The sequence below is a fragment of the Geothrix oryzae genome (assembly GCF_030295385.1).
GTDB classification, from domain to species: domain Bacteria; phylum Acidobacteriota; class Holophagae; order Holophagales; family Holophagaceae; genus Geothrix; species Geothrix oryzae.
The window spans coordinates 2,451,249-2,475,214 of record NZ_AP027079.1 but is presented as its reverse complement, the minus strand read 5'-3'; the positions used below and the strand labels follow the sequence as shown (position 1 = coordinate 2,475,214).

Below are 23,966 nucleotides of genomic sequence, written 5' to 3'. Positions count from 1 at the left end.
CAGTGTCGCTCCGGGAGGCCATCCTGGAGTCCGATGTCAGCCTCGAACTCCTCCTCCGGCCCCAAACCGATCCCGCCCACCTATCCCGTGGCGCCACCGGCGGGCAAGGCCAGTTCAGGCCCGAAACAGGTTCCGGGCGCCCCGGCCGCCCGGCCCCAGGGGGCCGAGCTGCTGGCGGAGCTCCTGCAATCCCAGCGGCAGCTGACCCAGGTCACGGCCGAGGCGCGGGATCTCCGGGCCAAGCTGGGCCGGCGCTCCCACCAGATGCAGATGCTCCAGCATGTGTCCGAGATCCTGGCCGCCACCTCCAAGGGCGGGCAGGTGGTGAGCGTGGTGCTGGATGTGCTCGTCCAGGAATTCCACTGCCCGCGGGCCGTGGTGTGGGCGCTCGAGGACGGCGGCTCCGGTTATGTGCCGAAGGAGGGCTTCGGCTTCCCCCGCCCGGCCTGGTCCGCCATGCGCCTGCCGGCGCCGAACCCCTTCCCGGATACGCCCCTGGTGCTGTTCCAGAGCCAATGGCTGGACGCCACCTGCGGCGAGGATCCCCTCCAGGCGCTGCGGGGTCCCGAAGGCGCGCCGCTCTACTTCATCCCCTTCGAGCACCAGCTGCTCCTGCTGGGCTTCGTGGTCCTCGCCATGCCCGCGGATCGCCGGGTGGAGGAGGAGGAGCTGGATTCCATCGCCATCCTCCAGCGGCAGGCGGCCATTTCGCTCTACAACGCCTGGCTGTTCCGCGACCTCTCCGAACAGCGCGATGCCCTGCAGAGCCAGACCCTCGAGCTGGAGCGGGTGAACAACCGCCTGCGGGAAGCCGATCAGCTGAAAAGCGAATTCCTCGCCCTCACCAGCCACGAGCTGCGCACGCCCCTCACGGGCATCCTGGGCTTCACGCGCCTCGTCATGGACGGCCTCTACGACGACGCCGAGGAAATGCGCTCCATGCTGCAGGACAGCTACAGCTCGGGCCAGCACCTGCTGGGGCTGCTCAACGACATCCTCGACCTCGCGAAGATCGAATCCGGACGCATGGAGGTTCATCCGGAACCCCACTCCCTCGCCCCCCTGCTCGACGAGGTGAAGCCCATCGCGGAGGCCTACCCCCGCCAGCCCGCCGTGACGCTGGAGTGGCCCGAGGTGGTGGACATCCCCGAAGTGATGGTGGATCCGAGCCGCCTGAAGCAGGTCCTCCTGAACCTGCTCTCCAACGCCCTGAAGTTCACCAAGGAAGGAACGGTGAGCATCCAGGTGGAGCGCCATCCCGGCGTCATCGCCCTGCTGGTGGTGGATACCGGCATCGGCGTGAGCCCCGAGGCCCAGGCCCGCCTCTTCCAGAAGTTCGCCCAGGCCGAAGGGGGCCACAGCCGGGAATACGGGGGCACTGGCCTCGGCCTGGTCATCTGCAAGCACCTCATGGAGATGATGGGCGGCACCATCAGCCTGTCCAGCGAGGGCCTGGGCACGGGCAGCACCTTGCGGATCACGATCCCAATCGCCTAGAGCCGCCCCGGGTGGTCTGTGCTCGATCGCCAGGTTCCGCTCGGCGATGTGTGAAAATGATGGTTTGCGTCCGGAGCTCCCATGCCCTATCAGCGCCGCCCCGACTTCCTCCCCTTCACCCGGCCCATGGTCGGCGAGGAGGAGATCGCGGAGATCATCGACACCATCCACAGCGGGTGGATCACCACGGGGCCCAAGTCGGCCGCCTTCGAGGAGAAGCTGAAGGCCTACAACGGCGTGCCGCACTGCCTGGTGATGAACAGCGCCACCACCGCCCAGGAGATCACCATGCAGGTGCTGGAAATCCAGCCCGGCGATGAAGTGATCACCACCTCGCTGACCTGGGTGAGCACCCTCAGCACGGTGGTGCTGCAGGGCGGTGTGCCCGTGCTGGTGGACATCGACCCGGTGACGCTGAACATCGATCCGGCCAAGCTCGAGGCCGCCATCACGCCCCGCACCAAGGGCATCATCCCCGTGCACCTCACGGGCCTGCCGTGCCCCATGGATGAGATCTGGCGCATCGCGGAAAAGCATGGCCTCTGGGTCATCGAGGACGCGGCCCAGGCCATGGGCGCCCACTACAAGGGCACCAAGATCGGCGGCAATCCCCGCTCGATCATGAGTGTCTACAGCTTCCACCCGAACAAGAACATGACCACGGGCGAGGGCGGTGCCATTGCCTTCTTCAACGGCGACTACGAGAGCCGCATCAAGCGCCTGCGCTTCCACGGCATCGACCGGGACGCGTGGAAGCGCTTCGCCAAGGAGGGCAGCCCCCACACGGAAGTGTACGAACCGGCCCGCAAGGCCAACTTCATGGACCTCCAGGCCGCCATGGGCCTTCACCAGATCGACAAGCTGGACGGCTTCAATGCCCGGCGCGGCGTGCTGTTCCACCGCTACCTCGAGCTGATGAAGGACCTCGACGAGGTGATGCTCCCCTGGCCCGGCGATGCCGACCACGGGCACTGCTACCACCTCTTCGTGCTGCGCATCCACCCCGAGAAGGTGGGCCTGGACCGGGACGCCTTTGTGGCCGCCCTCAAGGAGGAGAACATCGGGACGGGTATCCACTACCGCCCGGCCCACATCCATCCCTGGTACCGGGACTTCTACGCCGCGCACCCCGCGCACCTGCCCAAGGACGGCCTGCCGCACAGCGAATGGAGCGGTGAGCGCCTCCTGAGCCTGCCCCTCTGGCCCGGCCTCGGCGAGGCTGACCAGGACCAGGTGGTGGCCGCCATCCGGCGGGTGATCGCCCACGCAAAAGTCGCGAGCCGCATCATTCTCTGATCGGCATTTACCTAAGCCCGCAACTTGTCGATAGGATGGCCGGGACCCTTTCCCGTGACCATCCTCCTCCTCATCCTCCTGGCGGCGCTGCTGCAGATCGTGGCGGCCTGGTTCGCCCTGCGGATCAACCGGATCGCGGGGCGGCCCCTGGCCTGGATCCTGATGTCCTCGGCCCTGGCCCTGATGGCTGTGCGCCGGATCTTCCTGCTGTTGGAATTCCACCAGAACGGCTTCCCCGCCTACCTGCTTCCCAACGAGGTCATGAGCTTCGTGATCTCGGCCCTGCTGCTGGGGGGCGTCATCCTCATCCATGGGCTCTTCCGCGCCAAGGCGGCGGAGGCCGCGAGCCTGGAGGTGGCGCGGGCCGGGGCCCGGGAGGATGCCGACAAGCTCTCCGCGGTGCTCAGGGCCACGCCCGTGCCCACCTGGATCGCCGAGGATTCCGAGTGCCGGGTCGTCCATGGCAATCCCGCCGCCGCCGACCTGCTGCGGGTGCCCGTCGATGCGAACCACTCCGCTCCGGCCCTTCAGGAGGCCCGGGAGACCTGGACGGGCCACTTCCGGCTGGTGCAGCACGGGCGGGAGCTCCGGCCGGACGAGATGCCCATGCAGCGGGCCTGCCTGAAGGGGGAGGAGGTCCGGGAGGAGCCGCTGGACCTGGTCTTCACCGACGGGACCGTGCGCCACCTCATGTCCTATGCCACGCCCCTGCGTCTTGGGGATGGCCGCATCCATGGCGCCGTGTGCTGCATGGTGGACCTGACGGAGTTCCGCCGGGTCGAGGGCGCCCTGGCCAAGGCCCACAAAATGGAGAGCCTGGGCATGCTCGCCGGGGGGCTCGCCCACGACTTCAACAACATCTTCCAGGTCATGGTGGCCAATCTGGAGATGGCCCGGTCCAGCGCGACGGGGGAGTCCCCCGTGCGGAGCTACCTCGATCGCCTCCAGGCGGGCCTGGACCGGGCCTCCAACCTCAGCCGCGACATCCTCCACTGCTCGGGGGGGGATCTGCGGCGGCCCGAGTCCCTGGACCTGTCCTCCCTGGTGGCGGGCGTGCTCGACCAGATGGGTCTGGGGGTGACCCGCGACCTGGCGACCGTGCTGCCACGGGTGATGATGGATCCGGTCCTGGTGGGCCGCGTGGTCGAGGGCCTGGTGACCAATGCCCTGGAGGCGAACTCGGCGCCGGGCGCCGTCCGCGTGCGGACCTTCATGCGTCAGATCACCTCCGTCGAACTGGCCGCGGGGCATTGGCCCGAGCCGGTGGAGCCCGGGCTGTACGCGGTGCTGGAGGTGACGGACCAGGGTGACGGCATCGACGCGGCCGCCCTGCCGCGGATCTTCGACCCGTTCTTCTCCACCCGGGACATGGGGCGCGGCCTGGGCCTGCCCGCGGCCCTGGGGATCCTCCGGGGCCACCGCGGGGGCATCCAGGTGGAAAGCATCCCCGGGGCCGGCAGCGTCTTCCGGGGCTACTTCCCCTCGCCTGAAAGCCTGGAGGCGCCCGTCGTTCCGCCAGTCGATGGCCTGCCCACCCGCAACCTCGTGCTGCTGGCGGACGATGAGGCCGAGCTGAGGTCGGTGCTGGCCGAGATGCTCCAAGAGTGGTTCGGGCTGGAGGTGGTGTGCGCTTCGGACGGGCAGGAGGCCCTGGAGATCTTCAACCACCGGCCCGAAGCCTTCGATCTGGTGTTCCTGGACGCGACCATGCCCCGCATGAACGGGGTGGAGGCCTTCCGGCGCATGCGGCAGGTCCGGCCGGGGCTGCCGGGGATCCTGTGCAGCGGCTATGCCCTGCCGGCCTCCCGGGAGCAGGCCGTGGCCGAGGGGTTCGCCGACTTCCTCAAGAAGCCCTTCACCAGCAAGGAGCTCCGGGAGATCCTCGACCGGGTGCTGACTTCCAGGGCCTGATCAGGTCATCCGCTCGTGGGGCAGGGTGGGGACGGGCGCATAGACCGTGGCGTGGGGATCGTACATGTAGAGGTTGCCCACCTTTCCCGTGTAGGCGCAGGCGAACTGCTGGATCTGGTCCGCAAAGCGGGTCTGCTCGTCGCGGTCCCGGAAGATGGGCCCCCAGAGGGGGTTGAAGGCCGCCTCCACGGCCTGCGTGAGGGCATCCAGCTCGAGGGTCTGCAGCTCGACACGCCGCTGGAGGGCCTCCGCACTGCTGGCCAGGTGGGCGGCCTCGTGGTCCAGGGCGATGGTGGCTTCGGCGCTCAGGCGGGGGCCCAGCAGGTGCCGGCGCACCCGGTTGCGTTTCCACTGGTCCATGAGCACCGAGGCCCGGCGCAGGGTCCGCCGCCGCACGGTCTCGAGGTGCAGCAGCTCCCGCATGTCCTGGCTGCGGGACTCCAGCAGCTTCAGCTCCCGCTCCAGCTCCGGCACCAGCAGCAGGGTCCGCCAGGAGGCGTTCTTCTTCGAGCGCAGGACATCACCGTAGATGTGGTCACCCACATAGAGCACCTGCTCGCCCTCCGCGCCCAGCACGGATTCCAGCCAGGCGGCATGCCCCCCCATGAAGCAGCGGGGCTGCCCCTCGACGGGTACCGGCGGGGGCGTCTCGAGGAAGAACGCGGGCTTGCGGCTGCTGACCACCACCAGGTCGAAGTAGTCGGTCCACAGGGGGCGGGCCTCATCCTGGCCGTTCAGGAGGTGCCCGAGCACGCCCGCGGTGAAGCTCCATTCGCTGTTGGTGAGGAGGAAGAGCTTCTTGCCTTCGCGCTTGAGGCGGTCCAGGGCCAGGGCCAGCTGGGGATCCTGCGGAATGAAGAAGTGGCGGTGCTCCAGGATCTCGGCCTTCATCTCGCCGTTCCGGTGGGCGGTGTCGACAGCCCAGCGCACATCCCGGAAGAGCTGAAGGTAGTTCTCGGCCTTCAGGCGGCCGCGGTCGAAGCCATCCACCATCTGCGCGTAGAGGTGGCTCTCGGGGATTTCGAAGAGCGTGTCGATGCTCCGGAAGCCCTTGGCTGCCGTGGACAGCCGCCGGCGGCTGTAGATGGCTTCCGCCTCGAGGCGCGAGAGGGGGCGGCCCCCGTGGCTGGCCCGGACCACCTGCCGCTCCCGGTTGAGCTTCAGCAGGTTGCCCCGCAACCCGTCCAGCACCAGGCCCCGCACCGCAAAGGCCGGGTCGTAGTCCACCTCCAGCAGCCAGGGGGAGTAGCCGCGGTCGCGGACCAGCAGCCGGGCCGCCTTCTTGAAGGCCAGCTCGTCGATCTCCGGTGAGCGGTAGCGGGCCAGGGTATGGTCCATGTCGAAACCGATGGCCCGGATCTCTCCCAGCGGCAGCGTCCGCAGCGCGAAGAGCTTGTGCTCCGGCGGCAGCCGGTCGTCCGCATCCAGCAGGGGCGGTGCGGCGAGCAGGGCAGGGTCCCAGGCGGTCATGGGGCGAGTGTAGCTCGGGAGCGGCCGGAGGATGCAGAAGGCTGGCCAGCCCGGGACGGCTGCGGGAGATGGCTGGCGGGCCGGACCTGGAGGCCTATGCTTGTCAGGTTGAACAGCACCAGATGATCGTGAATGAATCTGGAGTGCCTGGCAGAAGGAGGATCCCATGCGGCTCGGTCCTGCCTTGAGTTGCCTGCTGGTGCTGGTGGTTCCCCAATTCGGGTGCAAGTCCATGCTCTACCCGCTGGCCCGCGCTTTCGGATCTCCTTCCGAGGGGGAATTGAAGCGATGCCGTGCCACCTTTGAACAATTCAAGTCGCAGCGGGGCACCGCGCGCATCGTGGTGCATTCCGCCCTGGATCCGAGGGGGCCGCAGGGTGCCTGGGAGCCACGAACGGCGGACCAGCTGGTGGCCTTGATGCAGCAGCAGGGAATGCCACACGCCGTGCCCGTCCCCGCTCCGAAGGACATCGACCCGACACCGCTCGGGGCGAACCAGATGCGCTACACCTGGAAACGGGCCCATGCCTACGCAGACTGGATTCGGAGGACCCGGCCGGAGGGAGATTTCTTCGTGTTTGTGGAGCTGCTCCGCCATCCCGCAGGGGAGATCGTCGGCATCCAGACCTATGTCCTGGCGGCATCGGGTGACATCGCCTACGCCCGGCAGCTGAACAGCCACCAATTCGGGCGTCCCGCCATCTCGGATCCTCAGAGCGCCATCGACTTCCTGCATGGTGTCCTCCAAAGCGCGCTGTCGCGCCCGGCCGATGCGGTGTTCCCTCCCTACGGAGTGGGATGATCCACGAAGGTTGACCCGGCCCGCGCGGCGGGTCAGCTCACTCGGGTTCCGTGCCGATGCCGTGGGTGATGCTCTGGTGCCCGAACACTTCCCAGGCCAGCTGCCGGAAGCGCTCGCTGTGCCCCCAGTCCTTTTCCCGGTCCATCCAGAGCTTGTAGTGGATCAGCTCGTGCTCCAGGATGCGCTGCTGGACTTCCTCGGGCGCGTGACAGTTCATCCCGCACACCTGCTGGGGCCAGGGCCAGTCCCGGCGGCGCAGCAGGGGAATGCTGAGGCGGATCTCCGGGTGCCACTTGCCCCGGGAATCCTTCTCGATGACGAAGAGCCCCGCGCAGCGCGCCATGCGCGGCGACCAGAGCACCGGCGGCGCCGGGATCTCCCAGCCCGCTTCGCGGAGGATGGCCTGGGCGCGCTGGCGGAGGGTGATGGTCACGGGCCTGGTCTGGGACGGATCGGGGAGCTTGGCTGGGGCGCGGGCAGGAGGAGCCTACTTCCGGGGCTTTTCCTGAACTTTGCTGTGGCGGTAGGACCCCATCAGGAGGTTGGGACCCAGCTCGGCCATGCCCACTTCCAGGGTCTCGGCGCCCAGGTGGAACTGATGGCCCATATAGGAGAGCGGAGGCGGCTCAAGCTCCGGGAAGCTGCGGAGGACGGCGAAGACCAGGTGCACCAGGGCATCGTAGGCCTGGTAGTGGATGGTCGAGGTCCGGTCCAGGAGCAGGTTGTCTTCGTACTTATTGGCCGGGCGGGAATAGAAGATGATCTTCCCGTCGAACGAGATGTGGGAGCCGTCCGTGGAGATGCTGCAGAGCTTGGCTTTGTCGGTGACATCGAACTGGAAGGCCGTGCCCTTCTTGAAGGCCGCGATGAGGCTCTGGAACTTGGGATGCTTGAGATACGGGGCCCCGTAGTTGACCTTCTTGACCGTGGGGCGCCTCTCCCCGGCCGTGGGGCCGTACATCATGTGGTTGTAGCGCAGGGCCTCGAGGCGCTCCTCGGGGGTCTGCCGCTTCTCTTTTTCCTTCTTGGGGGCTTTTCCGGGCGTCGCAGTCATGGGGTTCCTCGTCGCTCATCGTGGCCAGTGGGTGGATCGGCCGGTTTCCCTGGGGATCAGAACTCGAAGGTCGGCCCGCTGAGGGTCTGGGCGTCCAGGATCTGGCCCTGGGCGTCGAGGGTGACGAGACCTTGGGTCTGCTTGGGCGTCATCTGGCTGATCTGCTGCAGGGCCTGGCCGCGCAGTTCCCCCCTCTTGGCGGCATCGACGCCGCCCTCGGCGGACTCGAAGAACACCGCGCCCACGCGGTAGGTCTGCTTGGCGTCCTGCACGAGGTGGAGTTCGCGCAGCTGGCGCTCGTCCACGGGGCTGGGCGCGTCCGTCATGAGGCAGCGGGCCTGGGCGGTCTTGGGGAAGGCGATGACCTCGCGGATGTTGTCCTCGCCCGCCAGCAGCATGACGAGGCGGTCCAGGCCCAGGGCCAGGCCGCCGTGGGGCGGCGCGCCGAAGGACAGGGCATCCAGCAGGTAGCCGAACTTCGCCCGGGCCTCGGCCTCGCCGATGCCGATGGTGCGGAACATGAGGCTCTGGGTCTCGGCGTCGTGGATGCGGATGCTGCCGCCGCCCAGCTCATAGCCGTTGAGCACCAGGTCGTAGGCCACGGCCCGGCAGGCGCCCGGGTTGGATTCCAGCAGACCGAGGTCGTCCGGGTGGGGGCTGGTGAAGGGGTGGTGGCAGGCCACGAAGCGCTGCTCGTCCTCGTCCCACTGGAGGAGGGGGAAGTCCACGACCCACAGGAACTCGAAGGCCGAGGTATCCGTCAGGCCGAAGGTGCGGGCCAGCCGCAGGCGCAGGTCGCCCAGCACCCGGGAGGTCTGGTCATCGGTGCCCACGGCGAAGATGGCCAGGCCCTCTCCATGGATGCCCAGGGTGGTCTTCAGCTCCGCCTCAAGCTCGGCGCTGATGAACTTCTTGAAGCTGGAAGCGAGGCCGTCCTTGCCCCACTTGGCATAGGGCAGTCCGCCGGCGCCGAGCTTCTTGGCCGTCTCCTGCAGCTCGTCGAGCTGCTTGCGGCTATAGGCGCCGGCGGCCTCGCCCGGCAGGAAGAGGCCGCGGACCCGGCGCTGGCCCTGGGAGTCGGCGGCGGCGCGGAAGAGGTTGAACTCGCTGCCGGCGAACAGACTCGTCACATCCTGGATCTTGATCTTGCAGCGGAGGTCGGGCTTGTCGGAGCCGTACCACTCCATGGCGTCCTTGTAGGTCAGGCGCGGGAAGGGGGCGACGGCTTGCTGGTCCACCAGGGGGCAGAGCTCCACCATCAGGCCCTCGATGAGCGCCTGGATGTCCTCCTGGCGCACGAAGCTCATCTCCACATCCACCTGGGTGAACTCGGGCTGGCGGTCGGCGCGCAGGTCCTCGTCCCGGAAACAGCGGCAGATCTGCACATAGCGCTCGAAGCCCGAGACCTGGAGCATCTGCTTGTAGAGCTGGGGGCTCTGGGGCAGGGCGAAGAACTCGCCGGCATGCACGCGGCTGGGCACCAGGTAGTCGCGGGCGCCTTCCGGCGTGGACTTGCCGAGGATGGGGGTCTCGAACTCGACGAAATCGTTCTTCCGGAAGTAGTTCCGGATGAGGTTGGAGGCCTCGCTGCGGAGGACCATGTTGCGCTGCAGCTGCTCGCGGCGCAGGTCTAGGAAGCGGTAGGTGAGGCGCAGGTCCTCGCCCACGCCCTCGTCCTCCAGCGGGAAGGGGAGGGGGGCGGCGGTGTTGAGGATCTTCAGGCCCGTCAGGCGGATCTCGATGTCGCCCGTGGCCATGTTGGGATTCTTGCTCTCGCGCTCGGCCACCACGCCTTCGGCGGCCAGCACGAACTCGCTGCGCACGGCCTTGAGCTTGGCCAGCAGCTCGGGATCGGCGGTCTCCTCGTTGGCCACCAGCTGCACCAAGCCCCAGCGGTCGCGGAGGTCGAGGAACACCAGCGAGCCCAGGTTGCGGACCCGGCGGCACCAGCCGAGCAGGCGCACAGTCTGGCCCGCGTGGTCGAGGCGCAGGTCGCCGTTGCGGTGGGTGCGTTGGAAGTCGCCGAGCCGATCGAGTTTCATAGCCTTACAGGATCGCACCCGGAGGGCCCAGGCTCAAGCGGCGGGCATGACGAGGGCCGCCTTCATCCAGGTCCGGGCCTTCCCGGGGCCGGGCCGGGGCGTCTCGATGGACCCGTCGCTCGATGCCATAGGGCAGGGGGTTCCCGCGGCGATCGTCTAGACCCGCGGCACAGCGGTCGCGAGAGGGTCCGGGCGCCGGCGCCGGAGCCGGGCCCATCGCAGCCGGGCCCGGTCCATGTAGAGGTAGATCACGGGCGTGGTGTAGAGGGTCAGGATCTGGCTGAAGAGCAGGCCGCCCACGATGGCGATGCCCAGCGGGCGGCGCAGCTCGGAGCCGGTGCCCATGCCGATGGCCAGGGGCAAGCCCCCGAGCAGGGCCGCCATGGTGGTCATGGTGATGGGCCGGAAGCGCAGCAGGCAGGCCTGGAAGATGGCGGCCTCGGGCGTGACGCCCTCCCGGCGCTCGACTTCGATGGCGAAGTCGATCATGAGGATGGCGTTCTTCTTCACGATCCCGATGAGGAGGATGATGCCGATGAAGGCGATGACACTCAGCTCGGTGCGGAAGGCCAGCAGGGCCAGGAGGGCGCCCACGCCCGCGGAGGGCAGGGTGGACAGGATGGTCAGGGGGTGGATGAGGCTTTCATAGAGCATGCCCAGCACGATGTAGACCACCAGGAGGGCCGCCACCACCAGGAGGGGCTGGTTCGACAGCGAGGCCCGGAAGGCCTGGGCCGTGCCCATGAAGCTCCCCCGCAGGGTGCCGGGCAGGTGGATCTCCTGCTCGGCCTTGTCGATGGCGGCGACCGCGTCGCCCAGGGCCACGCCCACCGGCAGGTTGAAGGACAGCGTCACCGAGGGCAGCTGGCCCTGGTGGTTCACGGAGAGCGCGGTGTTCCGCCGCTCCAGGGTGGTGAAGGCGCTGAGGGGCACCAGGTTGCCGGTGGTGGAGCGGACATAGGTGTGGCGCAGGCCGTCGGGCGTCTGCATGAAGGGCGTGTCCACCTCCATGACCACATGGTACTGGTTCAGGGCGGTGTAGATGGTGGAGACGAAGCGCTGCCCGAAGGCATCGTAGAGGGTGCTGTCGATGGCCTGGGGCGTGATGCCCAGGCGCGAGGCGGTGGCGCGGTCGATGACCAGGGAGGCTTCCAGCCCCTTGTTCTGCAGGTCGGAATTCACATCGGCCAGCTGGGGCACGGAACGGAGCTTCTGGAGCACCTTCGGCGCCCACTCGAACAGCTCCCGGGCATCGTCGCCCTGGAGGGTGTACTGGTACTGGGAGCTGGAGGGCCGCCCGCCGATGCGGAGATCCTGGACGGGTTGCATGAACAGCGTGCCGCCGGGGAGGTGGGAGGTCTTGCCCCGCAGGCGGGCGATGACCTGGTCTGCGGTCTCCTTGCGCTGCTCGGTGGGCCTCAGCGAGGCGAACATGCGGCCCGTGTTGCCCCCGCCGATGAAGGCGGTGACATTCTCGATGGCCGGGTCCGCCTGCACGATGGCCACATACTCGGTCATCAGCTTCTCCATGCCGGCGAAGGAGATGTCCTGGGCGGCCTGGAGGGAGCCGTTGATGCGGCCCGTGTCCTGCTGAGGGAAGAAGCCCTTGGGGATGGCGATGTAGAGTCCGACCGTGGCGAGCATGGTCCCCAGGGCCACTGCCAGGGTGAAGCGCTGGTGCCTCAGCACCCAGCCGAGGGACGATTCGTAGTGGCGCATGATCCACTGGAAGACGCGCTCAGTGGCCTGGAAGACCCGCCCGTGGCGCTCCTCGCTGTGGGGCCGGAGGAGGCGCGAACACATCATCGGCGTGGTAGTCAGGGAGACCACCATGGACACGACGATGGCCACGGACAGCGTGACGGCGAATTCGCGGAAGAGCCGTCCGACGATGCCCCCCATCATCAGGATGGGAATGAAGACCGCGATGAGCGAGATGCTGATGGAGACCACCGTGAAGCCGATCTCCTTCGCGCCGTGGAGGGCCGCCTCCATGGGCTGCATGCCGTTCTCCAGGTGCCGCGTGATGTTCTCCACCACCACGATGGCGTCGTCCACCACGAAGCCCGTGGCGACGGTGAGCGCCATGAGGGAGAGGTTGTCGATGGTGTAGCCCAGCATGTACATGGCGCCGAAGGTGCCGATGAGCGAGATGGGCACCGCGACGCTGGGAATGAGGGTGGACCGGACGCTCCGGAGGAACACGAAGACGACGAGGATCACCAGGGCGATGGAGATGGACATGGCCAGCTGCACATCCTTCACCGAGGCGCGGATGGTGCGGGTGGCATCGATGAGGACCTTCAGCTCCATGGCGGGCGGAAGGGAGGCCTGCAGCTGCGGCAGGACGGCCCGCACCCGGTCGACGGTCTCGATGATGTTGGCGTCGGGCTGCCGGAAGATGGGGACGATGATGGCGGGGACGCCGTTGGACAGCCCCCGGTTCCGCACATTCTCGACCGAATCGGTGACCTGGGCCACATCGGACAGGCGGACGGCGCTGCCGTTCCGGTAGCGGATGATGAGGGGCTGGTAGTCCTCGGCGGTCATGAGCTGGTCCGTCGTGGCGATGGACCAAGCGGTGCGGTCGTTGGTCAGATCGCCCTTCGGCCGGTTGAGGTTGGCGGCGGCCACGGCGACCCGGACATCCTCCAGGGCCAGACCCTGGGCGTTCAGCAGGGCCGGGTTCACATCCACCCGCACGGCCGGCAGCGCGCCGCCCCACACGAAGACCTGGCCCACCCCCTGGATCTGGGAGAGCTTCTGCTGAAGCACCGAGGAGGCGACATCGTACATGCGCTCCCGGGGAATCAGGTTGGAGGTGAGGGCCAGCATGAGGATGGGCGAATCGGCCGGATTGACCTTCCGGTAGGACGGGTTGTTGGGCAGGTTGGAGGGCAGGTCGCCCCGGGCCGCGTTGATGGCGGCCTGTACATCCCGGCCCGCGGCGTCGATGTTGCGGCTGAGGTCGAACTGGAGGGTGATGTTGGTGGATCCCAGGGAGCTCGAGGAGGTCATCTCCGTGATGCCCGCGATGCGCCCGAACTGGCGCTCCAGGGGCGTGGCCACGGATGAGGCCATGGTTTCGGGGCTGGCGCCCGGCAGGCCCGCCTGCACCTGGATGGTGGGGAACTCCACCTGGGGCAGGGGCGACACCGGCAGGAACTGGTAGGCGATGGCGCCCAGCAGGGCCAGGGCCACCGTCAGCAGCGTGGTGGCCACCGGGCGGCGGATGAAGGGGGTGGAGATGCTCATTGGGGAGTGATCCCCCGCAGGCCGCGCACGCGGCGTGCGAGGCGATCGAAGGCCAGGTAGATGACGGGCGTGGTGTAGAGCGTGAGGATCTGGCTGAAGATGAGGCCGCCCACGATGGCGATGCCGAGGGGACGGCGCAGTTCGGCGCCCACGCCGGAGCCCAGGGCCAGGGGTACGCCGCCCAGCAGGGCCGCCATGGTCGTCATGATGATGGGCCGGAAGCGCAGCAGGGAGGCCTGGTAGATGGCCTCCTCCGGCGGCAGGCCATCCTTCCGTTCGGCCTCCAGGGCGAAGTCGATCATCATGATGGCGTTCTTCTCGACGATGCCGATGAGCAGGATGATGCCAATGAGGGCGATGACGCTGAAGTCCGTCCGGCACAGCATGAGGGAGAGCAGGGCTCCCACGCCGGCCGAAGGCAGGGTCGAGAGGATCGTGATGGGGTGGATGTAGCTTTCGTACAGCACGCCCAGCAGGATGTAGACCGTGAGGACCGCCGCAAGGATGAGCAGCGGCGTGTTGGAGAGGGAGGCGCCGAAGGCCTGGGCCGTGCCCTGGAATCCGGCCTTGATGCTGGGGGGCAGGTCCAGGTCCTGGCGGGCGCGCTGGATGGCCTTCACCGCGTCGCCCAGGGAGGCCCCGGGGGCCAGGTTGAATGACACCGTGGCGGTGGGGAACTGGCCCTGATGGTTCACGGCCAGGGGGGCGGTGATGGTCTCGATGCGGGTGAAGGCGCTGAGGGGCACGGACCCGCCGGAGGCGGACCGGACATAGATGGACTGGAGATCCTCGGGCCGCTGGTACTGCCCGGGGTGGGCCTCCAACACTACGCGGTACTGGTTCAGCTGGGTGAACATGGTGGAAACCTGGCGCTGGCCGAACGCATCATAGAGCGCGTCGTCCAGCATCTGGGGCGTGATGCCCAGGCGGGAGGCCGTGGTGCGGTCCAGGACGATGCGGATCTGGAGCCCGGCGTTCTGCTGGTCGCTGGCCACATCCCGCAGCTCGGGCAGGGCCGAGAGGCGCTCCACGAACCTCGGCACCCAGGTGGCCAGTTCCTTCGCGTCGGCATCTTCCAGGGAGTACTGGTACTGGGTGCGGCTGACCCGGTCCTCGACCGTGAGGTCCTGCACGGGCTGCAGGTAGAGGCGGATGCCGTCGATCTTGGCGAGCTCGGGCTGCAGGCGGTGGATGACCTCACTGGCGCTGAGGCCACGCTCTTCCAGGGGCTTCAGGTTGATCTGGATGCGCCCGCTGTTGAGGGTGGTGTTGGTGCCGTCGATGCCGATGAAGGAGGACAGGCTCTCCACGGCCGGATCCTTGAGAATCTCGGTGGCGAGGGACTGCTGCCGCTCGGCCATGGACTGGAAGGAGACGGTCTGCGGGGCTTCGGAGATGCCGAGGATCACGCCCGTGTCCTGCACCGGGAAGAAGCCCTTGGGGATGACGAGGTAGAGCAAAACGGTGGAGACGAGGGTGGCCACGGCCACGACCAGGGTGCCGGTCTGGTGCTTGAGCACCCAGGAGAGGGTGCGCCCGTAGAAGGCGATGATCCGCTGGAAGACCCGCTCGGAGGACTGGTAGAACCGGCCCTGCTCTTCCGGCGGCGTGTGCTTCAGCAACTTGGCGCACATCATCGGCGTCAGCGTGAGCGACACCACCGCCGACACCAGGATGGTGACGCTCAGGGTGACGGCGAACTCGCGGAAGAGGCGGCCCACGATGTCGCCCATGAAGAGCAGCGGGATGAGCACGGCGATGAGCGAGACGGTGAGGGACAGGATGGTGAAGCCGATCTGGCCCGAGCCCTTCAGCGCCGCCTGGAGGGGCGGCTCGCCCTCTTCGATGTAGCGCATGATGTTCTCGATCATCACGATGGCGTCATCCACCACGAAGCCCGTGGAGATGGTGAGCGCCATGAGCGTGAGGTTGTTCAGGCTGTAGCCCAGCAGGTACATCACGCCGAAGGTGCCCACCAGCGACAGCGGCACGGCCACGCTGGGGATGATGGTGGCGGCCAGGGTGCGCAGGAACAGGAAGATCACCATCACCACCAGGGCGATGGTGAGCATCAGCGTGAACTCCACATCCGCCACCGAGGCGCGGATGGTGGTGGTGCGGTCCGTGAGGATGGTGAGCTCCACGGCCGCGGGGAGCGAGGCCCGCAGCTGGGGCAGCAACTCCTTCACGCGGTCCACCACCGCGATGATGTTGGCGCCGGGCTGACGCTGGATGTTGAGGATGACGGCCGGGGTCCGGTCCATCCAGGCGGCGAGCCGCGCGTTCTCCACATCGTCGCTGACGAGGGCGACTTCGGACAATGTCACGGGCGCGCCGTTCTTGTAGGCGATGATGAGCGGGCGGTAGTCCTCGCTGGAGAGCAGCTGGTCGTTGGCGCCGATGGCGTAGGCCTGGCGCAGGCCGTCGAAGCTGCCCTTCGCCTGGTTCACATTGCTCTGGGCCACCGCGGTTCGGACATCGCCCAGGGTGAGGCCATTGGCCGCCAGGGCCGAGGGGTTGGCCTGGATGCGGACGGCGGGCTTCTGGCCGCCGCTGATGCTGACGAGGCCCACGCCCGGCAGCTGCGAGATCTTCTGGGCCAGTCGCGTATCGGCGAAATCCTCCACCTTGGACAGGGGCAGGGTCTTCGAGGTGAGGGCCAGCGTCAGGATGGGTGAGTCGGCCGGGTTGATCTTGCTGTAGATGGGCGGATTGGGGAGGTCCCGCGGCAGGTAGGTGCCCGCGGCGTTCACGGCCGCCTGCACCTGCTGCTCCGCGACATCGATGTTCAGGTCCAGCACGAACTGGAGCGTGATGATGGAGCTGCCGCCGGAGCTGGTGGACGACATGCGGTTCAGGCCCGGGAGCTGGCCGAACTGCCGCTCCAGGGGCGCGGTGATGGCGGAGGCCATGACATCGGGGCTGGCGCCGGGATAGAAGGTGACCACCTGGATCGTGGGGTAGTCCACCTGGGGCAGGGCCGAGACCGGCAGCTGGCGGAAGGCGAGCAGGCCCACCAGCAGCAGCCCCACCATGAGCAGCGAGGTCGCGATGGGCCGGAGGATGAACGGCCTTGAGGGATTCATTTTTTCAGCCCTTCGCGCCGGGAGGCTTGGGCAGGGCGATCTTGCTGCCGGGCCGCAGCTTCTCGATGCCGTCGGTCACCACAGTCTCGCCGCCGGTCAGGCCCTTCTTTAGGGCCGTCTCGCCGCCATCGGTGGCCAGGATCTCCACGGGGCGCATCTCCACGGTGCTGTCGGCCTTCACCACATAGACGAAGGATCCCTGGGGGCTGCGCTGCACGGCCTCCGTGGGCACGATCACCACGCCGCGGAGGGTGTCCACCAGCAGGCGGGCATTGACGAACTGGTTGGGGAAGAGCGTCCGGTCGTCGTTGCCGAACAGCGCCTTGAGCCGCACGGTGCCCGTGGCGGGATCCACCTGGTTGTCGATGGCCGCCAGGGTGCCGGCGGCGAGCCGGGCCTTGAGGTCGCGGTCCCAGGCCTCCACGGGCAGCTTCCCGGCCTTGGCCGACTGGCCGAGCACCTTCTGGATCTGGTCGGCGGGCACGGCGAACACCACATTGATGGGCTGGATGGGCGCGATGACGGCCAGGCCGCTGGCATCGCTGGCGCGCACCATGTTGCCGGCGTCCACCTGGCGGAGGCCCACCCGCCCGGCGATGGGGGCCGTGATGCGGCTGTAGGTCAGGTTCAGCTTGGCGCTCTCCACCTGGGCCTGATCCGCCTTGAGGGTGGCCTCGTACTGGGCCACGGCGGAGCCCTGGGTGTCCAGCTGCTGGCGGGAGATGATGCCCTGCTGGACCAGCCCCTGGAGGCGCTTCAGGTCCGCGACCGCGTTCTGGTAGGCGGCGGTGTCCTTGGCCAGCTGGCCCTCGGCCTGCATGAGCTGCACCTGGAAGGGGCGGGGGTCGATTTCCGCGAGCAGGTCGCCCTGGCGCACCATCTGGCCCTCGGTGAACGCCACGCGCACCAGCTGACCGTCCACGCGGCTCTTCACGGTGACGGTGTTCAGGGCCGTGACGGTGCCGAGCCCCGTGAGGTTCACGGCCATGTCGCCCTGGCGGGCCTTGGCCACCACCACAGGAACGGGCCGGCCACCGGCTGGATTGGGGCCGGGTGACTTCGTTCCGCCCCGGGCCAGGAAGCCCAGGGCGAGGGCCAGGCCGGCCCCGAGGAGGGCCCAGAGGCGCCAGCCGCGCAGCAGGGCGGGGCGGGCGGATCCGGATTCAGAAGAGAGGAGGTCGGGAGCATCCATACGGGAATCGAGCCTTTTCAAACAGGTGGAGATGGGGTGATGCGGGCGGTGGGCGGCTAGGGTCGGGTCACGCGGCCCGGCCCCTTGCCGAGAGCCGCCGAGAAGAGGGTTTCCCAGGTCACGAAGTCCGGGCGGGGTTTCCACTCGGGCCAGGCGGCGGTGTCGAAGGAGGCGGCTAGGGCGGGGGCGTCCTTGCCGGCGTTGGCCTTCACATGGGCCTGCACGGCCTGGAGGAAGTCCCGGTAGCGGAGAAGGTCTTTCTTGCCGCAGACGGGGCCGTGGCCGGGAATGATGCGTGCCCCATCCGGGATCCAGGCGGCCACCGAGGCAATCTGGGCCACCAGACCCTCGAAGCTGCCGCCGCCTTCGACATCCACATAGGGCAGCATGCCGAGGAAGAAGAGGTCGCCCATGTGCATGACGAGGGCCGAGGGGATTCCCACGATCACATCGCCGTTGGTGTGGCCCGGGCCCATGTGGAGGAGGTGGATCTCGGTGCCGTCCAGGTGGATGTTCAGGCGGGCCCGTTCGGTCGCATCCTCGGATCCGAGGGCCAGCTCCGGCAGGCCGCCCCGCTTGGCGGGCTCCAGCTTGGCTTGCTCGGTGACCATGCGCCGGCGGACATTGGCGTGGGCGATGATGGCCGAGACCTGCTTCTCCAGCACCACATTGCCGCCCACATGATCGCCGTGGCCATGGGTGTTGACGAGGTACTTGATGGGTTTGTCCGTGACGGACCGCACGGCCTCCACCAGCCCCGGCACCAGTCGCTCGAACTGGTCGTCGATGAGCACCGCGTGCTTCGCGGTGACGATGAGCCCGATGTTTCCGCCCTGGCCGAAGATGCAGTAGGCGTTCTCGGCCAGCTTCTCGATGCGATGGACCTTGGGCGTCTCGGCCGGGGCCGAAGTCAGAGCCAGAGCCGGGGCCGCGCTGGGCCGGGCGTGCGCGGCCAGGGGAAGGGCCACGGCGGCCATGAGGCTGGCGGCAATCAGGACACGCATGGGGCCTCCGTGGGGGGTCGGCGACGGCAATCCCTGGGGGGAAGCCCCGGTCACGAAGCCGCGGCTTCGCTGGAGCCCAGGGCCTGGCCGGCGGCGAGCAGGTCGTCGAGGTTTCCGAGCATGGTCTCCAGGCCGTGGCGCACGATGGCGCGCTCCTGCTCGTTCAGGCCCGTCACCAGGGCTTCCTTGAGCCGCTCGGTCATGGCCCCGAGCTCCCGGGCCAGGGGCAGGGCCCCCGGCGCCAGATCGATGAGGATCCGCCGGCCGTGATGGGGGTCGGGCATGGTGGTGAGCCAGCCGCGACCCACCATGGCCTTCACCACGCGGCTGGCCGTGGGATCGTCCATCCAGACCTGCTGGGCGAGCGGGTGCAGGGAGGAGGGGCCCTTCTCGAGGAGCACCAGCATCACCCAGAGCTGCTGGGGGCTGAGGCCATAGGGCGTCAAGCGGGCCCAAACCACCTGCTTGAGGCGGCGACGCACGGCGGAGGCGAGGACGCCCAGGCCGACTTCTGATGTGGGGGGAGGGGTCTGTTCTTGCATAAGCAAGAAGATTGTGTCCGGACTACCCTCGTGTCAAGGGGTATATCCCGGCCTCACTTCCCGCGGGCACCAGGTCGCGAGGGATGACGGCCGCGCTCGCCCCGGGGGGCCGGAGCCGCCGCGGCACGGGGACGGGCGGGGCCCCGGCTCCGTCCGCCACCGCCGCCCTGGCGGCCGGTCAGGATGGGCTCGGCGGGGATGCTGGGGTCCGGGGCGTAGCCGTGGACCACATCCCGGGGCAGTTCCTTGCGGAGCAGCTTCTCGATGTCCTTGAGCAGCTTGTGCTCGTCCACGCAGACCAGGGAGAGGGCCTCGCCCTCGGCGCCGGCGCGGCCTGTGCGGCCGATGCGGTGGATGTAGTCCTCGGGCACCTGGGGCAGCTCGTAGTTCACCACATGGGGCAGGCTGTCGATGTCCAGGCCCCGCGCGGCGATGTCGGTGGCCACCAGGACGCGGACGGCGCCCTTCTTGAAGTCCTCCAGGGCCTTGATGCGCTGGGGCTGGCTCTTGTTGCCGTGGATGGCCATGGAGCTGATGCCGTCCTTGTCCAGCTGCTCGGAGAGCCGGTTGGCGCCGTGCTTGGTGCGGGTGAACACCAGCACCTGCTCGAGCTTGCGGCTGGTGATCAGGTGCGCCAGCAGGGCGCGCTTGCGCTCGCGGTCCACGGGGTGGACGACCTGGCGGACCAGCTCGGCGGCGGTGTTCTGGGGGGTGATCTGCACCGAGGCGGGGGCCTTCAGGAACTTGGAGGCCAGCTGCTTGATCTCGTCCGTGAAGGTGGCCGAGAAGAGCAGGGTCTGCCGGCTGGTGGGCAGCAGGGCCAGGATCTTCTGGATGTCGCGGATGAAGCCCATGTCGAGCATGCGGTCGGCTTCGTCCAGCACCAGGACTTCGAGCTGGCTGAAGTTCAGGTTGCCCTGGCCCTGGTGGTCCAGCAGGCGGCCGGGGGTGGCGACGAGGATCTCGACGCCGGCGCGGAGGGCCTTGGTCTGGGGGTTGATGTTCACGCCGCCGAAGATGGTGGTGGACCGCAGGGGGATGTACTTCCCGTAGGTGCGGACGCTCTCCTCCACCTGCATGGCCAGCTCGCGGGTGGGGGTGAGGATGAGGGCGCGGATGGGATGGCGCGCGGGCGAGGCCGAGGTGTTGGCGTGGTGCGCCAGCCGCTGCAGCATGGGCAGCGTGAAGCCGGCCGTCTTGCCGGTGCCGGTCTGGGCCCGGCCCATGAGATCGCGGCCTTCCAGCACCAGGGGAATGGCCTGGACCTGGATGGGGGTGGGGTGTTCGTAGCCCTGCTCGCGTACGGCGCGCAGGAGCTCGGGCATCAGCCCGAGGGTATCGAAGGACATGGTCGCTCCTTGAAGGGCCCGCCCGCGGAAGGATTCCGGGGGCCCGGTCAGGGCGAAAAGTGGGGTATTCGGACTGAAAAGAGGCGGAGACCGGGGGTCGCCTGCGATCGCGAAGTGCTTAGTTTATCTGAATGGTCAGGATTTGGCCAGCCGTGTCGCAACTTCCTCCAGGGACCAGCTTTCCTGCTCGCCCGTGGCCATGTGCTTGACGGTGACGGTGCCGCCGTCCAGCTCGCCGTCGCCCAGGATGAGCACGGTCTGGACGCCCATGCGGTTGGCGGAGGCCATGGCCTTCTTGAGGGCGCCGCCCCGGGTCTCCAACTGCAGGGCCACGCCGGCCTCCCAGAGGGTGCGGGCCAGCTTGAGGGCCTCGGTGGCGGCGCGGTCCCCCAGGGGGATCAGCACCGCGGGGACCTCGCGGGGCGCTTCGCCGTGGACCTGCTGCAGCACCATGGCCAGGCGGTCCAGGCCGATGGCCCAGCCGAAGGCCGGGACATCCGGCCCGCCCAGGTGCTTCACGAGCAGGTCGTAGCGCCCCCCGCCCAGCAGGGCGCTCTGGGCGCCCAGGTCGGAGCTGAGCACCTCGAAGGCCGTGCGGGTGTAGTAGTCCAGGCCGCGCACCAGCCGGGGATCCTCCTTGAAGGGGATCCCCAGTTCCGTGAGCAGGGCCTTCAGCCGCGCGTGGTGCTTCGCGGAGGCCTCGTCCAGGTGATCGGTGATGACCGGGTGCCCCTCCAGCGCGGCCTGGCACCGTTCGTTCTTGCAGTCCAGCACCCGCAGGGGGTTGGTCTCGATGCGCCGGTGACAGTCCTCGCAGAACTGCGCCTCCCGGGCCGCGAAGAAGGCGCGGAAGGCGGCGTGGAACGCCGGCCGGGATTCGGGCGTGCCCACGCTGTTGATGGAGAAGACCAGGTGCTTGAGGCCCAGCTCCGTGAGGAAGCCGTGGAGCATGAGCAGGGACTCCGCTTCGGATTCCGGCGTGGCCACGCCGAAGCTCTCGGCGCCGATCTGCCAGAACTGGCGGTAGCGGCCGGTCTGCATGCGCTCGTACCGGAACTGCTGGCCGATGTAATAGAACAGGACGGGATCGTTGGAGGTCAGCAGCTTGTGCTGGATCGCCGCCCGCACCACGCCGGCGGTGTTCTCGGGGCGCATCACCACCTGGCGGCCGCCCTTGTCCGTGAACTCGTACATCTCCTTGTTCACGATGTCGGAGCTTTCGCCCACGCTGCGCTTGAAGACATCGAGCTCTTCCAGGATGGGGGTGCGGATCTCGCCGTAGCCGTGGCGCCCGAACACGCGGCGGGCGGTTTCTTCGATATGCTGGAACCACCGCAGCTCCGCCCCGAAGAGATCCCGCATACCTTTCACCGACTGGGCCATGATCCGACTCCCGAGCACGCTGGTGCTCACCTTCAGCCTACTGTCTTGGGCGCAGACTCCCAAACCCGCCCCCCCCGGTGGCCATCCCGGGGACCATCCTCCGCGCCTGAAGGTCATGGTGGATCCGGGGCACGGCGGGGATGACGGGGGCGCCAAGGGCCCCAGGGGCCTGAAGGAGAAGACCGCCGCCCTGGAGATCGGCCGGGCCGTGGCCGCCCGCCTGGAGGCCGCCGGTTTCGAGGCCGCCGTCACCCGGGACGACGACACCTTCATCCCCCTCTGGGACCGGGCCCGGGCCGCCAACGCCCAGGGCGCGGACCTCTTCATCAGCCTCCACCTGAACGCCGCCCGGGCCCGCGCCGCCCGGGGCTCCGAGGTCTACTTCCTGAGCCTGGGCAAGGGCGACGACGACGAGGTGGTGGCCGTGGAGAACGCCGGGGCGGGGGCGGGCCCCGGGAGCCCCGACAGCGTGGTGGCCAGCATCCTCGACGACCTGGCCCAGAAGGCCTTCCTCCAGGATTCCGAGCGCCTCGCCGTGGCCATCCAGGGCCAGCTCAACCGCCTGGCGGGCATCAAGGAACGCGGCGTCAAGCAGGCTCCTTTCATCGTCCTCCGGGGCGCGGCCATGCCCGCGGTCCTCGTGGAGGTCGCCTTCATCTCCAATCCCAAGGAAGAGGCGAAGCTGAAGGAGGCCGCCTTCCGCGCCAAGGTGGCCGAGGCCATCACCCTGGGCGTCCGCCGCTATTTCGCCGAAACCAACGGCGGCGTGCGGCGCCGGACGGTGGGAGGCCCGGGCTGAGGAGCGCCGCCCCGGCCCCGACCTTGAACTGCCACCCATTCACGGCCATGATGAAAGGTCGTCGTAGTCGCAGTACCCCTCGTACCCGTAGCTCAGCTGGATAGAGCGTTGGCCTCCGAAGCCAAAGGTCGCTGGTTCGACCCCAGTCGGGTACACCAATTGAGTCAAGGGGGGCCGAGCGGCCCCCCTTCGACTTGCGGCATGAAAAGGCCCAGTGCTCCCTTGGCCTCCGGCGACCATTGGCTTCGGAGGCCAAGGTCCCTTCGCCCGGCTACCCTGAGGGCCCATGAGCCGCCTCCATGCCCCTCTCGCCGCGCCGGTCGTCCCCGTCCACGGGTTGCCGGTGGCCGCATGAGGGCCTGGCTGAAGGCCCGGATCTGGGATCCGCTGCTCGGGCTGCTCCGGAAGGGCCTCAGCCCGGAGGCCCTGGCCTGGAGCGTGGCGGTGGGGTTGGCCCTGGGGATCACACCCCTGTATGGCACTTCCACGGTGCTCTGCCTGGGGGTGGCTTCCGCCTTCCGGTTGAACCAGCCCGCCATGCAGGTGGCCAACTACCTGGCCTACCCCCTGCAGCTGGCCCTGCTCATCCCCTTCATCCGCCTAGGCGAGCGGCTCTTCGGGGCGCCGCGCCTGCCGCTTTCCCTGCCCATTCTCGAGGAGGCGCTAAAGGCGGATGCCTGGGGGGCGCTGGGCCTCTTCTGGACCAGCCTCTGGCATGCGGGCGCGGCCTGGCTGCTGGTGGTTCCCCTGCCGATGGTGGTGCTCGCCTGGGGGCTGGGGCGCCTGTTCCGCCAGACGAAGAGACCCTTCCGTCAGTCCTGAAGCCCACTCGAAGGATCAGAATTTCGTGCAGGTTTTGCCGAGATCACGAGGGGATGGCTTGACGGACCTCACTTTGCGATGCACATTAAAGGCATCGAAGTGCCCTAAACCGGAGGACCCCGTGGACCGTGAACTGCTGAAGGGCAGCACACCCCTGCTGCTGTTGTCGCTGCTCTGCGAGGGGCCCATGTACGGGTACCAGATCATCGAGACGGTCCGCCAGCGCACGGGGGGCACCTACACGCTGAAGGAGGGGGCCCTGTACCCGGCCCTCCACAAGCTGGAGGCCACCGAGTTCATCGCCTCGTATTGGGAAACCCAGGAGAACGGCCGCGAGCGGCGCTACTACGCGATCCAGCCCGCCGGCCATGCTTTCCTGACGGCCAAGAAGAAGGAGTGGAACCAGTTCGTGGACATGGTCCAGGCCTTCGTGGGGCCCAAGGTCTAGGCTCAGGAGATCCC

The 23,966-nt window shown here is 68.3% G+C and carries 18 protein-coding genes and 1 tRNA gene; 8 read left to right on the top strand and 11 right to left on the bottom strand.

The features are described from left to right. Nucleotides 1-33: 33 nt before the first annotated feature. The 3 genes from QUD34_RS11365 (at nucleotide 34) to QUD34_RS11355 (ending at nucleotide 4,704) form a co-directional block, all read left to right on the top strand. A complete protein-coding gene (locus tag QUD34_RS11365; RefSeq protein WP_286353821.1) occupies nucleotides 34-1,497 on the top strand; it encodes a sensor histidine kinase in 1,464 nt (487 codons plus the stop codon). A gap of 81 nt (nucleotides 1,498-1,578) precedes the next feature. Then, nucleotides 1,579-2,793 carry a DegT/DnrJ/EryC1/StrS family aminotransferase gene (locus QUD34_RS11360; protein WP_286353820.1) on the top strand — a complete coding sequence of 405 codons (1,215 nt, stop codon included), beginning with the start codon at nucleotides 1,579-1,581 and terminating at the stop codon, nucleotides 2,791-2,793. A gap of 54 nt (nucleotides 2,794-2,847) precedes the next feature. Beyond that, nucleotides 2,848-4,704 carry a hybrid sensor histidine kinase/response regulator gene (locus QUD34_RS11355; protein WP_286353819.1) on the top strand — a complete coding sequence of 619 codons (1,857 nt, stop codon included), beginning with the start codon at nucleotides 2,848-2,850 and terminating at the stop codon, nucleotides 4,702-4,704. On the opposite strand, the gene QUD34_RS11350 is transcribed toward QUD34_RS11355, so the two are convergent. Next, nucleotides 4,705-6,174 carry an HAD-IG family 5'-nucleotidase gene (locus QUD34_RS11350; protein WP_286353818.1) on the bottom strand — a complete coding sequence of 490 codons (1,470 nt, stop codon included), beginning with the start codon at nucleotides 6,172-6,174 and terminating at the stop codon, nucleotides 4,705-4,707. Between the two features lie 166 nt (nucleotides 6,175-6,340). On the opposite strand from QUD34_RS11350, the gene QUD34_RS11345 reads away from it, so the two are divergent. Further along, nucleotides 6,341-6,976, top strand: coding sequence for a hypothetical protein (locus tag QUD34_RS11345; protein ID WP_286353817.1), 636 nt, complete (start codon nucleotides 6,341-6,343; stop codon nucleotides 6,974-6,976). Between the two features lie 37 nt (nucleotides 6,977-7,013). Here the strand turns inward: QUD34_RS11345 and QUD34_RS11340 are convergent, their stop codons facing one another. From QUD34_RS11340 to hisS, 10 genes are all read right to left on the bottom strand, one after another. After that, on the bottom strand, nucleotides 7,014-7,409 hold the full coding sequence (locus QUD34_RS11340; protein WP_286353816.1) for a SprT family zinc-dependent metalloprotease: 396 nt from the start codon (nucleotides 7,407-7,409) through the stop codon (nucleotides 7,014-7,016). A 54-nt stretch (nucleotides 7,410-7,463) separates the two neighbouring features. Next, a complete protein-coding gene (locus QUD34_RS11335; protein WP_286353815.1) occupies nucleotides 7,464-8,030 on the bottom strand; it encodes a hypothetical protein in 567 nt (188 codons plus the stop codon). Between the two features lie 56 nt (nucleotides 8,031-8,086). Next, nucleotides 8,087-10,072, bottom strand: coding sequence for an aspartate--tRNA ligase (aspS, locus tag QUD34_RS11330; protein WP_286353814.1), 1,986 nt, complete (start codon nucleotides 10,070-10,072; stop codon nucleotides 8,087-8,089). A gap of 156 nt (nucleotides 10,073-10,228) precedes the next feature. Further along, nucleotides 10,229-13,327 carry a multidrug efflux RND transporter permease subunit gene (locus QUD34_RS11325; protein ID WP_286353813.1) on the bottom strand — a complete coding sequence of 1,033 codons (3,099 nt, stop codon included), beginning with the start codon at nucleotides 13,325-13,327 and terminating at the stop codon, nucleotides 10,229-10,231. Then, nucleotides 13,324-16,413: an MdtB/MuxB family multidrug efflux RND transporter permease subunit gene (locus tag QUD34_RS11320; RefSeq protein WP_286353812.1), complete on the bottom strand. Its 3,090-nt coding sequence runs from the start codon at nucleotides 16,411-16,413 to the stop codon at nucleotides 13,324-13,326. The genes QUD34_RS11325 and QUD34_RS11320 overlap by 4 nt, the downstream gene beginning before the upstream one ends. 4 nt (nucleotides 16,414-16,417) lie before the next feature. Then, nucleotides 16,418-17,605, bottom strand: a complete 1,188-nt coding sequence (locus QUD34_RS11315) for an MdtA/MuxA family multidrug efflux RND transporter periplasmic adaptor subunit (protein WP_286353811.1) — start codon at nucleotides 17,603-17,605, stop codon at nucleotides 16,418-16,420. Nucleotides 17,606-17,661: 56 nt separating this feature from the next. Further along, nucleotides 17,662-18,609, bottom strand: coding sequence for an MBL fold metallo-hydrolase (locus QUD34_RS11310; protein ID WP_286353810.1), 948 nt, complete (start codon nucleotides 18,607-18,609; stop codon nucleotides 17,662-17,664). A 50-nt stretch (nucleotides 18,610-18,659) separates the two neighbouring features. After that, a complete protein-coding gene (locus QUD34_RS11305; RefSeq protein WP_286353809.1) occupies nucleotides 18,660-19,151 on the bottom strand; it encodes a MarR family winged helix-turn-helix transcriptional regulator in 492 nt (163 codons plus the stop codon). Nucleotides 19,152-19,204: 53 nt separating this feature from the next. Further along, complete coding sequence (locus QUD34_RS11300; protein WP_286353808.1) at nucleotides 19,205-20,500, bottom strand: DEAD/DEAH box helicase; 1,296 nt, start codon at nucleotides 20,498-20,500, stop codon at nucleotides 19,205-19,207. A 135-nt stretch (nucleotides 20,501-20,635) separates the two neighbouring features. After that, nucleotides 20,636-21,883: a histidine--tRNA ligase gene (hisS, locus tag QUD34_RS11295; protein WP_286353807.1), complete on the bottom strand. Its 1,248-nt coding sequence runs from the start codon at nucleotides 21,881-21,883 to the stop codon at nucleotides 20,636-20,638. Between hisS and QUD34_RS11290 the strand changes: the two genes are divergently transcribed. The 4 genes from QUD34_RS11290 to QUD34_RS11275 all read left to right on the top strand — a co-directional run bounded on the left by QUD34_RS11290 (nucleotide 21,882) and on the right by QUD34_RS11275 (nucleotide 23,952). Further along, the gene (locus tag QUD34_RS11290) at nucleotides 21,882-22,682 is read left to right on the top strand and encodes an N-acetylmuramoyl-L-alanine amidase family protein (protein WP_286353806.1); all 801 of its coding nucleotides are present in this window, start codon (nucleotides 21,882-21,884) and stop codon (nucleotides 22,680-22,682) included. The genes hisS and QUD34_RS11290 overlap by 2 nt on opposite strands. A gap of 81 nt (nucleotides 22,683-22,763) precedes the next feature. Further along, nucleotides 22,764-22,840: transfer RNA gene (locus tag QUD34_RS11285), tRNA-Arg, on the top strand. 193 nt (nucleotides 22,841-23,033) lie between these two features. Continuing rightward, nucleotides 23,034-23,504, top strand: a complete 471-nt coding sequence (locus tag QUD34_RS11280; RefSeq protein ID WP_286353805.1) for a DUF2062 domain-containing protein — start codon at nucleotides 23,034-23,036, stop codon at nucleotides 23,502-23,504. A 121-nt stretch (nucleotides 23,505-23,625) separates the two neighbouring features. After that, nucleotides 23,626-23,952: a PadR family transcriptional regulator gene (locus tag QUD34_RS11275; protein ID WP_286353804.1), complete on the top strand. Its 327-nt coding sequence runs from the start codon at nucleotides 23,626-23,628 to the stop codon at nucleotides 23,950-23,952. The last annotated feature ends 14 nt before the right edge of the window (nucleotides 23,953-23,966 follow it).

Coding starts and splice junctions, on each gene's coding strand:
- aspS (WP_286353814.1), bottom strand. CDS start 10,072: ATGAAACTCGATCGGCTCGGCGACTTCCAACGCACCCACCGCAACGGC.
- QUD34_RS11360 (WP_286353820.1), top strand. CDS start 1,579: ATGCCCTATCAGCGCCGCCCCGACTTCCTCCCCTTCACCCGGCCCATG.
- QUD34_RS11320 (WP_286353812.1), bottom strand. CDS start 16,413: ATGAATCCCTCAAGGCCGTTCATCCTCCGGCCCATCGCGACCTCGCTG.
- hisS (WP_286353807.1), bottom strand. CDS start 21,883: ATGGCCCAGTCGGTGAAAGGTATGCGGGATCTCTTCGGGGCGGAGCTG.
- QUD34_RS11325 (WP_286353813.1), bottom strand. CDS start 13,327: ATGAGCATCTCCACCCCCTTCATCCGCCGCCCGGTGGCCACCACGCTG.
- QUD34_RS11300 (WP_286353808.1), bottom strand. CDS start 20,500: ATGTCCTTCGATACCCTCGGGCTGATGCCCGAGCTCCTGCGCGCCGTA.
- QUD34_RS11365 (WP_286353821.1), top strand. CDS start 34: ATGTCAGCCTCGAACTCCTCCTCCGGCCCCAAACCGATCCCGCCCACC.
- QUD34_RS11350 (WP_286353818.1), bottom strand. CDS start 6,174: ATGACCGCCTGGGACCCTGCCCTGCTCGCCGCACCGCCCCTGCTGGAT.
- QUD34_RS11305 (WP_286353809.1), bottom strand. CDS start 19,151: ATGCAAGAACAGACCCCTCCCCCCACATCAGAAGTCGGCCTGGGCGTC.
- QUD34_RS11335 (WP_286353815.1), bottom strand. CDS start 8,030: ATGACTGCGACGCCCGGAAAAGCCCCCAAGAAGGAAAAAGAGAAGCGG.
- QUD34_RS11280 (WP_286353805.1), top strand. CDS start 23,034: ATGAGGGCCTGGCTGAAGGCCCGGATCTGGGATCCGCTGCTCGGGCTG.
- QUD34_RS11310 (WP_286353810.1), bottom strand. CDS start 18,609: ATGCGTGTCCTGATTGCCGCCAGCCTCATGGCCGCCGTGGCCCTTCCC.
- QUD34_RS11290 (WP_286353806.1), top strand. CDS start 21,882: ATGATCCGACTCCCGAGCACGCTGGTGCTCACCTTCAGCCTACTGTCT.
- QUD34_RS11315 (WP_286353811.1), bottom strand. CDS start 17,605: ATGGATGCTCCCGACCTCCTCTCTTCTGAATCCGGATCCGCCCGCCCC.
- QUD34_RS11345 (WP_286353817.1), top strand. CDS start 6,341: ATGCGGCTCGGTCCTGCCTTGAGTTGCCTGCTGGTGCTGGTGGTTCCC.